We start from the raw sequence: 11,422 nt of genomic DNA, 5'->3' as shown, positions 1-11,422 counted from the left end.
CAGTCTGGTATCGGCCGTGAGAACCATTTGATGATGCTGGATCATTATCAACAAACCAAGAACATGCTGGTGTCTTACGATCCTAAAAAAATGGGATTCTTTTAAACTCATTGAAGTAAAGTTTTTAAAGGGTGGTGATTAATATATTAGTGAGTCAGGTCTGTAAATCTAAGAGCAGGCTTGACGCATTGATGTTTTATCAATCTTAAGGTTACTTTGATGAGAGCTTGCCAGTTCATTATTCATTGGCTGAGCTTTGGAGAATACCATGCCTAAAAATGCTAATGGCCAGATGAATGGCGCAGCAGGAAGCACTCAGGCTGAAAAAGACTATTTTGCTAAAAGACAACTCAAACAAGGTGCAGTCGGCTGGGTACTATTAATAGGCCTTGGTGTTGCCTATGTCATTTCTGGGGATTTTGCAGGTTGGAACTTTGGGCTTGCTCAAGGTGGTTGGGGTGGGATGTTTGTTGCCACCATTGTGGTCGCTATAATGTATCTTTGTATGTGCTTATCTATGTCAGAAATGGCGACAATGTTGCCTACCGCAGGTGGTGGTTATAGCTTTGCCCGAACTGCCTTTGGTCCTTTGGGCGGTTATTTAACGGGTACAGCAATTTTAATCGAATACGCTATTGCACCAGCTGCTATTGCCGTATTCATCGGTGCCTACTGTGAGTCTTTATTTGGCATTGGTGGGTGGATGGTATATCTAGCTTGCTATATTGTCTTCATAGCCATTCATTTGAAAGGTGCTGGTGAAGCTTTAAAAATCATGTTTGGTATCACCGCTATTGCTTGTATCGCACTGGGTGTATTTATAGTAGCAATGATTCCTCATTTCGACAGTAAAAACCTTTTTGACATTGCAGTTGGCAATCAAGCAGGCGCAAGCTCATTCTTACCATACGGCTATATCGGGATTTGGGCCGCTGTGCCATACGCTATTTGGTTCTTTTTAGCGGTTGAAGGTGTGCCCTTAGCCGCTGAAGAGGCCAAAGACCCAGCTAAATCTTTACCACGTGGATTGATTGGCTCGATGCTGATACTCGCAACATTTGCCATTCTTATCCTATTTTTGGGACCAGGAGCAGCTGGTGCTGATGCGTTAAAAGACTCAGGCGCACCCTTAGTAGATGCTTTAGCGTCTGTATATGGAAGCAATTCTTGGTTAGCAAGTTTTGTAAATTTTGTTGGTTTGGCTGGTTTAATTGCGAGTTTCTTCTCGATTATTTATGCCTACTCTAGACAGATCTTCGCCTTGTCTCGTGCAGGATACCTACCTAAAAAACTATCATTAACGAACAATAATAAAGCCCCCTATTTAGCGCTTATCGTTCCTGGGGTCATAGGCTTCCTGTTATCACTTACCGGTGAAGGTGACTTGCTTATCCTGATGGCTGTGTTTGGTGCGACCGTTTCGTATGTCCTAATGATGGCATCTCATATTAAATTACGTTTATCTCGGCCTGATCTTGCTCGTCCTTATAAAACACCCGGTGGCATTTTCACTTCAGGCATCGCTTTAGGTTTAGCATTACTTGCTGTAATAGCCGGATTGATGGTAGATCCTAAAGTCTGGTTTATGGCCGCTGGTATTTATGTCGTATTTATTCTTTATTTCGTTATATTTAGTCGGCATCATTTAGTCAGTGGTACACCTGAAGAGGAGTTCGCGCAAATAGAAGCTGCAGCAGATGAATTGAGTTAAAAGCACTAATTATAAAGTCACTGATTATGATGTTGTATAAGTTAATTAAATACTTCTCACATGACTTTAAGTTTGAGCTAAATTGAAACTTAAGGTCATGATAATTTGAAATACATAATAAATAGTTTCGTTAGCAACTCACATATTAGAACTAATTAATATGATGATGAAATCAAGGTGGTTAACATGGCATATAAACATACCGTAGGACAGCGAAGCTACCAATTTAAAGACTTAAAAACCTTGCTAGCAAAAGCATCGCCAAGGCGTTCAGGTGATGAACTAGCTGGAGTAGCAGCCAGCGATGCAACTGAGCGCGTAGCAGCGCAAATGGCGTTAGCAGACTGTTTATTAACTGACTTTTTAGAGGACTTTTTATTACCCTATGAGACAGATGAAGTCACTCGCCTCATCATGGCACAGCACGACCCTCAAGCGTTCTCTAAAATATCCAGCTTTACTGTTGGAGACTTAAGAGACTGGCTGTTGGGAGAGTCAGCAACCACAGAAACCATATCCGAATTAAAATATGCCTTTACACCTGAGATGGTAGCAGCCGTCAGTAAGATAATGCGTGTACAAGATCTTATCTTGGTAGCAAAAAAATGTCGCGTCGTCACTAAATTTCGTAATACTATCGGTCTAGAAGGTTCGTTATCCACACGCTTACAGCCCAATCATCCAACCGACGATCTATTGGGTATTTCTGCAAGCATCATTGATGGATTGATGTATGGCAATGGTGATGCGGTCATTGGGATTAACCCTGCTACCGATAATATTCAGAACCTGTCTGAACTATTGAAACTACTAGACCATGTAATCTCCGAATATCAAATCCCTACTCAATCTTGCGTTTTAACCCATATCACGTCCGCTATACAGTTAATCAATAAAAACGTACCAGTCGATTTGGTTTTCCAGTCCATCACAGGTAGTGAAAAAGCGAATACCAGCTATGGCATAAACTTAGCGATGTTAAGAGAAGGGTATGACGCTGCCACGAGTCTCAATCGTGGCACGGTAGGTCAAAATGTCATGTATTTCGAAACAGGTCAAGGTAGTGCATTATCCAGTAATGCTAACTTTGGTGCTGATCAGCAGACGCTTGAGGCCAGAGCTTATGCTGTGGCTAGAGAGTTTAAACCCTTATTGGTTAATACCGTGGTTGGTTTCATCGGGCCTGAGTATCTCTTCGATGGCAAACAGATCATTCGAGCAGGATTAGAAGATCATTTTTGTGGCAAGCTGCTTGGCGTACCCATGGGCTGTGATATTTGTTATACCAATCACGCTGATGCAGATCAGGACGATATGGATACGTTACTGACGTTGCTTGCCAATGCTGGCATTAACTTCATCATGGGTATTCCCGGCTCAGACGATGTCATGCTGAATTATCAGACGACTTCATTTCATGATGCTCTATACATTAGACAACTTCTTGGTCTTTCCCCTGCCCCTGAATTTGCGCTTTGGCTGAGTAATAATGACATCTATACCCAATCTGGCAATAGTATCAATTGGTCAGACAAACCGTCAGCCTTACTGTCAGGGATAATGGGCAATTAGCTTACTTAAGCGAGAGTATAGAAAACGTCGATACACTATAAAGAGAAATGCTATGTCCATTGATTACTCACCAAATAAGACATCACTGACTGTCAAAGAGCATGTCAAATCGAATACAAACAGTGCTAGTGATTTAGTGCATTTAGATCCTTGGGAAAAATTAAAACAATATACAGACTCTAGAATTGCTTTGGGACGCGTTGGCTGTAGTGTCCCCACTAAGCCCTTGCTCAAGTTTCAGCTTGATCATGCTGAGGCTAAGGATGCTGTATTGCAGGACTTAAATGTTGACTCTTTAGTCGTGAAGCTTTCTGAGCACTGCCGTTCATCTATAGTCGAGCTAGATTTAGAACTGTTTGCAGAGAGTTCAGATCAGACAAACCGTCAAGATGATCAGATGAATGATAGCTTAGAAATATTGAGAGTCACCAGCCAAGCGCAAGATAAATCTGAATATCTTAAACGGCCAGATTGGGGCAGACTGCTTAGTATGGAATCCGCTAAGCAATTGGAAATATTCGGTAAGGACAAGTCCTACGATGTTGCTATTGTTATGGGAGATGGCTTATCAGCGAGAGCGATATCTGAGAATGCTCCCAAACTTGTTGCAGAACTAATCTCCCTTTTTAATGATAAAGGTTGGACTATCGCACCCTTAGTCATTGCGACAGGTAGCCGTGTCGCCTTAGGGGATGAGGTCGCAGAGCGTCTTCATGCCAAAATGCTGGTCATGCTGATTGGAGAGCGACCAGGTTTGAGCTCTCCTGATAGCTTAGGTATTTACTATACTTGGGATGCTCAATCTTCGAGTCATGATGCTATGAGGAACTGCATCTCTAATGTGCGCAGTGCTGGCCTGCCAACCAGAGTGGCAGCAAGCCGTCTCTTAGCATTAATGGAAAAATCTTATGAGCTTAAGCTATCTGGTGTTGAGCTAAAAGATGAGCAGGAACTACCGGTATTAGATCAAGGTCAAACAACGATCAAGCTACTATGATGACGAAAAAGATATCATACAATTTAACCGAAAATTCGAATAACACAGGCTGATGTTACAATGGCTCGGCTGTCGTAAGCATTGAGATATTTCATGTCAATAGAATAGTTCGCTAGGTATAGAAATGCCTGCTTGATCGCATAGACTTCAAAGGTTGTACATATCGTTTCAAGAGCGATCATAATACGCTGAAAGATATTTAGGTGTGAGTTATACACACTAGTAGATAAAGCGATTAAAATGGTGGCAGTGTACACAGGTTAGTATTTTTAAGATAATTACAGAGGTATGCTCAACTTTGGACAATAACCGTATAAGATATTAAAAAAGGCGCTACTCATTTAAGGAAGCGCCTTACCAAATGCTCTTACAAATATTAAACGGCTGAAGTAACTTCATCTTTTCGCAGAGTAAGAACCTCATAGCCATCAGATGTGACAGCAATTGTATGTTCCCACTGCGCAGATAACTTTTTATCGTTGGTAATTACTGTCCAGCCATCTTTTTTGACTTTAACTTTAGCCTTACCTTGATTGATCATAGGCTCAATGGTGAATGTCATACCTTCTTCTAGGACTAGACCTTTTCCCAAATGTCCGTAATGAAGTACTTGCGGTTCTTCATGCATTTCACGTCCAATACCATGACCACAATGCTCCCGCACTACAGAGTATCCCTGTTTCTCAGCATAACTTTGAAGAGCATGACCAACATCACCTAGCGTCGCTCCAGGTTTCACTGCTCTTATTCCTTCGCACATAGCTTCATAGGTCTTATCAACCAAACGTTTTGCAAGGGGCAACACCTCACCTATCAAATACATTTTGCTAGAATCGGCAATAAAACCACCTTGTTCTAGGGTAATATCCACATTCACAATATCACCTGATTTAAGTATTTGCTGGTCTGAAGGAATACCATGACAGACCACGTTATTCACTGAGGTATTTAATGCATACCGATAGCCATACTGACCTTTACTGGCTGGGCGTGCACCTAACTGATCGACAATATAGCGTTCGGCAAGATCATTAATATCCATCGTAGAGATACCGACTGTGATTTTTTCGTCGAGATAATCAAAGACAGAAGCTAGAAGCCTTCCTGACTCGCGCATGATTTCCAATTCCGCTGCATTTTTAAGTATCACCTTATCCATCTATAAGGTTCCTTATATTAATATCAGCTTGTCTCATTTGCTCATTGATAATTTGGTTATAAGACATATTGGGATTAGATTCAGCAAGCATTCCTATCTTGATCCAATATTCAGCTTGTGCGTTGATAGAGCGCACCATGACTGAGCTTGCTTTGCGAATTTCTTCGTGCAGCTCATCACCAATTTTAACAATACCCATATAAAGCTCTTAATATACGAAACGTATATGAATCGTATACCTATTTTTATTTAGTTGCAAGAAGTAGTAAGTTAATGCAATGGAATAGTTTTTTATTGCCTATTAGGCTATGTCCTACATGAGCTGGTCATATACAGCTTCTAATCAATTAGTTGAAGCCATAAAAAAAAGCTGAATAATCAGCTCCTTTTCGACACTTTCCTTTAACTGCGCTAACTTACAGCCATCACGCCTTATCGTAGCCCTTAATCAGCACTGGTCACGTCACGAGTCGTTGAGCCATTTCTTATATAACCTTGCTGGTTATGACTTGCATCGCTTGTCATTAACAGATAAAGCTCTCTAGCCATATCAACGTTAATCTAAGTATTTGTAAAAGAAATAAAAGAGACGCCAAAGTTCTAAAATACAAACAATTCTAGGCGAATAGTTTAGATAAATTTAATTATCATTTTCTTAAATATTAATATATAGAGTTATTAGCTATAAACATAGGATACTAATCAAACCTTTATCGTGCAATATCGTAACAACTACATTACAATGCAGTGACAAAAACGACAAACGGTATAAATTAGATGATAATCGGTATATATTTTGTAATATCTGTACTGAGGTAAGCATTTTGTATTACTTGAACCTGCGATTTACACTATTTGTCGAGATCTAGGTCAATCATCAATTTAATATTTTCTATACCTCACTGAAATATTCAAAATATTTATACTCTCTGGAGAACTACCATGACATTTAACAAACAACTACTTACCGCTGCATTTCTCACTGTTGGTGGATTAACGGCTATGTCTAGCGCGAATGCTGCTGATTCTGACACTTTTACCGTTACGACAACAATTGACGCTAGTTGTTCAGTAGTAACTGATGCTGCCAATATTGATTTTGGGACCATTACAGCCAATACTGCTGCTGCAGATGGAACGATTACGAATAAAGTAACTTCTGGCACTGGTATCGCAGTAACGTGTTCTAGTGGTTCGCCTTATGCTATTAAGCTAGCAACGCTTAGCAATCCAGATAGCACTATCGGTGAAGGTGTTCTGAAGGGAACTAACACTAACGCTCAGACTATCGCTTATAAGTTAGGATCCACTAGTACGGGTACAGCTTGGGGTAGTCTTGAAACTAACGATGTGACTGGTACAGGAACTGGTTTATCTACGCCTATTTCACACCTTGTATACGCCTCAATAACGGGCAGCACTGACGTTAAAGAAGATACATATACCGATACCATTACTGCTTCTATCACTTACTAATAATGATGCTAAGTCTTTGGTTACGCCGTATCGCTAGACCTGTGATTGTCTCCACCTTGCTCCTGTCGTCTGGTTTGGCAGTAGCGAGCGGCTTGCAGGTCTCCCCCATCTCCTTAAGCTTACAAGCTCGGGAGAAAGCCAGTGGTCTGACCCTTAGCAATTCTGGTAACGATGTGCTACATGCGCAAGTGCGTGTGTATCGATGGCTACAGGATGAAAAGGGTGATCAGCTCACGCCGTCGCGAGGACTATTGGCCAGTCCACCCATGATTGAGGTAAAACCGGGTGAGAGACAACTAATCCGCATCATCCGTGCAAAGGCACCACCACAGGGTACTGGCGCGGTAGAGGATGCTTATCGTATTGCAGTTGATGAAATACCTGTTAAGTCTGTCAACCAAACGACAGGCTTACAGTTTGCGCTCAGCTACTCCCTACCCGTCTTTGTCCAGCCAGCTGGGGTGACTAAGACCAGTCCGAAGTTGCAGTGGAGTACGCATCTGCAATCGGATGGCAAAGCGATAAAACTTCGTGTCAGCAATAGTGGAAATGGCCGTGCCCAATTGTCTGCACTCAGTTTTGTGGATACGGCGGGTAATAGTACGGTGATTAATCCGGGGCTGCTAGGTTATGTTTTACCTAGCGCTACTATGAACTGGACGCTGAAAATACCGCCCTCTGTACTGACCACAGGTGGTAAATTCAAGGTTATGATGAATGGCATTCAAACGACACCAGACGTCACGATGGGCACGTCCATTCGTTAACGCAATTTTTCTACAGTGCGTGGCAGTATCAGCCAGCCACGCCGTAGAACTCAATGATATCACTCCTACAGACATTGACGACAGCGAACTTACCAAGCTCAACCTAGACAGCTACACCTCTGACGATAAAGATGGATTAGATCTGTATCTGGACGTCACTCTAAATGGTGCTAGTGCAGGCTTGACGCATTTCTACTACCGTGACGATCAACTCTGGGCCAGTACTGCCATCCTACAACAGCTTGGCTTTATATTACCTTCCGATACGACCGAAGCTATACTGCTAAATAGCTTACCTGATCTCAATATTGATTATGACGCTCGGCAGCAAACCGTGAGCCTTATCGCGCCTTTAAGTATGCTCAACCTAGACACCACCGTCCGTAGCACGCGTACCAATAAGCGCCCGCAGCCTATATCATCTTCTGGCATGTTACTAAACTATAATATTTATGGCACCCAAACTCAAAACAGTGCTAAAAACCTAAGCGCTTATACCGAGGTACGTGCGTTTAATACGCTTGGTGTACTGAGCTCTACGGCCTTAACCACTGCCAACCGTCCTGCCGATAATAGTACTCATGATAATAGTAACTGGGATAGTCGTAACATGCGTCTAGATACTAGCTGGAGTCAGTCATTTCCAGATAAGCTAATTACGGTTCGTGCAGGCGATATCATTACAGGTGCACTGTCATGGACACGACCCACGCGTCTAGGTGGTCTACAGATTGGCACCAATTTTGCCCTCCAACCCTATAGGTCAACCACGCCTTTGCCTTCTTTTTTTGGCACAGCCACCCTGCCATCAGCGGTAGAGCTTTATGTCAATGGTCTCAAACAATACAGTGGTGATGTACCTGCCGGACCATTCGAGCTCAATACAGCGCCGAGCTTCAGTGGTGCAGGCACTGCCCAGCTGGTCGTAACCGATGTATTAGGGCAAAGTACGACACTGAATTTCTCTTTATATGATGCGCATCGCTTACTACAGCCCGGTCTGTCTGACTGGTCCATAGAGCTTGGCGCAGTGCGTGAAAATTATGGCATTCATTCTTTTGATTATGGTAGCGCTGTTGCCGCTAGTGGTACGTGGCGTTATGGCGTGAATGACCGCTTTACCGCAGAAACTCATGCTGAAGTCACTAATGGGCTCAGTAATGCGGGTGTTGGTGGCACGTGGCTGCTTGGTAGATCAGGCGGTATACTATTCGCCTCACTAGCGGGCAGCGAGAGCCAAGGTCAAGATGGCATACAATACAGTACAAACTACTCATGGAATAACAGTCGCTTCAATATTGGTATAAATGCCATGGGTACTATTGACGATTACCGCGATGTGGGCACGCAATACGGCTCTGCCCCTGCTCGTCGAAGTGAGCAAATCTCAACCGGTTATAGCACGCAGTCTTTGGGCCGTTTTGGTGTGAGTTATAATCAGGTAGCGCAGGCCGAGCATGAGACCACACAATTTGCTAGCACCTACTGGTCTAAATCCTTTGGTCGCAGATTAAGCTTAAGCGCCAACTACAATCACGATATCAATGATTCTGCTAATAACAGCGCCTCTCTTAGCGCATCCTTATCACTGGAGCGCAATATTTCATTGAGTAACAGTGTACAGCACACCGATAATAGCACCGTTTTTTCATCTGATGTGTCACGGCCCGCCCCGAATGCAGGTGGTATCGGATGGCGGGCACAAGCGCGTCACAGTCTAGAAGGTAGTACAGAGAGAAAGAACAACACTGATGGCCTTGCCGAGCTGAATTACCTTGGGCGCTACGGTCAAGTACGAGCGGGCATCAGTAACAACAATGGTGACTACGCAAGCTATGCAAATGCTACAGGTGCCGTAGTTACGATGGGTGGTGGCTTGTTTGCTGCTCGACAGATAAATAGTGGCTTTGCCGTAGTTTCTACAAATGGTATCGCCGATATACCTGTCTCTTTACAAAACAGTCCCATCGGCACGACCAATAGTCAAGGTCTATTATTGGTAACACCACTGAATGCCTATCAAGAAAATAAGATTGGCATTGACCCTATGCAACTGTCCGCAGATCTACGTATTGACAAAGTAAACATAAATGCCACGCCGACCGAGCTTGCCGGCATTCTTGTCGATTTTGATATCACGCCGGTACGCTCAGCATCTGTCGTATTAGTAGATAACAATGACCAACCACTACCGCTTGGCAGTCAAGTGCGCCAGCTTAGCAATAAAGATGTACCAACGACGGTTGTTGGTTTTGACGGAGAGGTGTATCTCGACACACTTGATAAACATAATGTACTAGAGATAACTACCCCTTCTAATGATATCTGCACTGTTAGTTTCGATTATTCCAAGCAAGGTGATGAGATTCCTCTCATCGGGCCCTTTATCTGCCAAAAGGTACAATCATAATGAAATTACGTCAATGGCATTACGGATTATTGTTGCTGCCAATCGTGTTGTGGTTATCGATAAATAGTGCGCATGCTGATATCACTTGCACAGCAAGCATGAATACCGGTACTGTTAATATCAGTAACACTATTACTCCTTCTAACGCTAACAATGCACAAATTACTGGCACCTTAACTTATAGCTGTACCAACAATGCCTTATCGGAAAGGTATGCTTCGGTCTGCCTTGGTGTTGATGGTGGCGACTACAACAGTGCCATTCTTCACCCACGTTATATGACTGGGCCTAACGGTTCCAAACTAGCATTCACTATGACATTGCCGAACGGTGCTCTTTGGGGAAATGATAATGACTCTGTATACAAACCTAACTCCTTTCTCATCCCACCAAATACAACGGTTACTGGCCACGTAGTTATAAACGTATCATTACTACCAAATTTTGGAAATACTGTTGCTTCCCAAGGGGTTCACAGTAGTGACTTTAGTGGTAACCACACTACATTAACGTACCAATCTCACATCGACCAGACTACATCTGATTGCGAAAAAAGTCCCTATGAACAACGTGATTTTCCGTTTAAAGTCCAAGCTACCGTGATTAACGAGTGTAAAATAAACACTACATCTGACATCATCCTAGGTAGTCGACCAGCAAGCGCTACCAGTTTTATTGGAAGTAACAACAGGGCTATTGACATGACTTGTACCAGTGGCGCTCTTTATAACATCGGTTTAGCACCATCGAATGGTGATGTTACTGGTCGAGGCGTTATGATCGACACGGGTAGCAACAACTATCTACTCCCTTATCAGCTACTCTCAAACTCGTCAGGAAGAGTATGGGGCAACAACGGTAGCACTTATGCCACTTTAACCAATGGTGTCACTGGCGAGGGCAATGGCACGGCTCAATTACATACGGTATATGTTACAGTGCCGAACTCTGATGTTAAACCTGCTAGCTATTCTGATACGGTAACGGTTCATGTAAACTATTAGTGCCTTACTTTGTTTATCTATTTATATTATCGTTTAGAAGGTAACTTGCATAATACAGATATCACAAAACCAGTAACTAGTGGCAGCATGAATCTGTTGCGACTAACCACGGCTGGCATCACTTTTCACAGGATACAACTCATTCACTATATCTTCGCTATCGATGCCAAAACATGAGTTCACATAGCCAAGCTTAGCCATTTCCTCTAGTGCAACTTGATCAAAGCCATGTTCGCTAAATCATGTATCAATAGTTCCAGCATCTTGTACTGCCTGCTTTGAGTTCACGTCACCATGCAATTTTAAACCTACAAAGTAACTCGGTG

General features: G+C 42.9%; 9 protein-coding genes and 1 pseudogene. 8 read left to right on the top strand and 2 right to left on the bottom strand.

Going from position 1 to position 11,422, the window contains the following annotated elements; genetic code table 11:
- The 4 genes and pseudogenes from DFP82_RS14790 to eutC all read left to right on the top strand — a co-directional run.
- Positions 1 to 105: pseudogene (locus tag DFP82_RS14790) on the top strand (aldehyde dehydrogenase family protein); the annotation flags it as partial.
- Positions 106 to 292: 187 nt separating this feature from the next.
- Positions 293 to 1,711, top strand: coding sequence for an ethanolamine permease (gene eat, locus DFP82_RS04565; RefSeq protein WP_110922565.1), 1,419 nt, complete (start codon positions 293 to 295; stop codon positions 1,709 to 1,711).
- A gap of 186 nt (positions 1,712 to 1,897) precedes the next feature.
- Complete coding sequence (locus DFP82_RS04560; protein WP_110922546.1) at positions 1,898 to 3,283, top strand: ethanolamine ammonia-lyase subunit EutB; 1,386 nt, start codon at positions 1,898 to 1,900, stop codon at positions 3,281 to 3,283.
- A 52-nt stretch (positions 3,284 to 3,335) separates the two neighbouring features.
- Positions 3,336 to 4,280 (top strand): ethanolamine ammonia-lyase subunit EutC, encoded by a 945-nt coding sequence (gene eutC, locus DFP82_RS04555; RefSeq protein WP_110922545.1) that lies wholly within the window; start codon positions 3,336 to 3,338, stop codon positions 4,278 to 4,280.
- A 376-nt stretch (positions 4,281 to 4,656) separates the two neighbouring features.
- Here the strand turns inward: eutC and map are convergent, their stop codons facing one another.
- Together map and DFP82_RS04545 are read right to left on the bottom strand one after the other, a co-directional pair.
- Positions 4,657 to 5,439 carry a type I methionyl aminopeptidase gene (gene map / locus DFP82_RS04550; RefSeq protein WP_110922544.1) on the bottom strand — a complete coding sequence of 261 codons (783 nt, stop codon included), beginning with the start codon at positions 5,437 to 5,439 and terminating at the stop codon, positions 4,657 to 4,659.
- On the bottom strand, positions 5,432 to 5,638 hold the full coding sequence (locus tag DFP82_RS04545; protein ID WP_110922543.1) for a ParD-like family protein: 207 nt from the start codon (positions 5,636 to 5,638) through the stop codon (positions 5,432 to 5,434). The genes map and DFP82_RS04545 overlap by 8 nt, the downstream gene beginning before the upstream one ends.
- Positions 5,639 to 6,381: 743 nt before the next feature.
- Between DFP82_RS04545 and DFP82_RS04540 the strand changes: the two genes are divergently transcribed.
- The 4 genes from DFP82_RS04540 to DFP82_RS04525 are packed head-to-tail and all read left to right on the top strand — an operon-like array spanning position 6,382 to position 11,096.
- A complete protein-coding gene (locus DFP82_RS04540) occupies positions 6,382 to 6,915 on the top strand; it encodes a spore coat protein U domain-containing protein (protein WP_110922542.1) in 534 nt (177 codons plus the stop codon).
- Between the two features lie 2 nt (positions 6,916 to 6,917).
- Entirely contained in the window at positions 6,918 to 7,682 is a 765-nt protein-coding gene (locus DFP82_RS04535) for a fimbrial biogenesis chaperone (protein WP_227686629.1), read from the top strand.
- Positions 7,633 to 10,092: a fimbria/pilus outer membrane usher protein gene (locus DFP82_RS04530; RefSeq protein WP_110922541.1), complete on the top strand. Its 2,460-nt coding sequence runs from the start codon at positions 7,633 to 7,635 to the stop codon at positions 10,090 to 10,092. The genes DFP82_RS04535 and DFP82_RS04530 overlap by 50 nt, the downstream gene beginning before the upstream one ends.
- Positions 10,092 to 11,096, top strand: a complete 1,005-nt coding sequence (locus DFP82_RS04525) for a Csu type fimbrial protein (RefSeq protein ID WP_110922540.1) — start codon at positions 10,092 to 10,094, stop codon at positions 11,094 to 11,096. The genes DFP82_RS04530 and DFP82_RS04525 overlap by 1 nt, the downstream gene beginning before the upstream one ends.
- The last annotated feature ends 326 nt before the right edge of the window (positions 11,097 to 11,422 follow it).

Source organism: Psychrobacter fozii (genome assembly GCF_003217155.1).
GTDB classification, from domain to species: Bacteria; Pseudomonadota; Gammaproteobacteria; order Pseudomonadales; family Moraxellaceae; genus Psychrobacter; species Psychrobacter fozii.
Note: the sequence above shows the minus strand (reverse complement) of the source record. Positions and strands in the feature narration are given on the sequence as shown.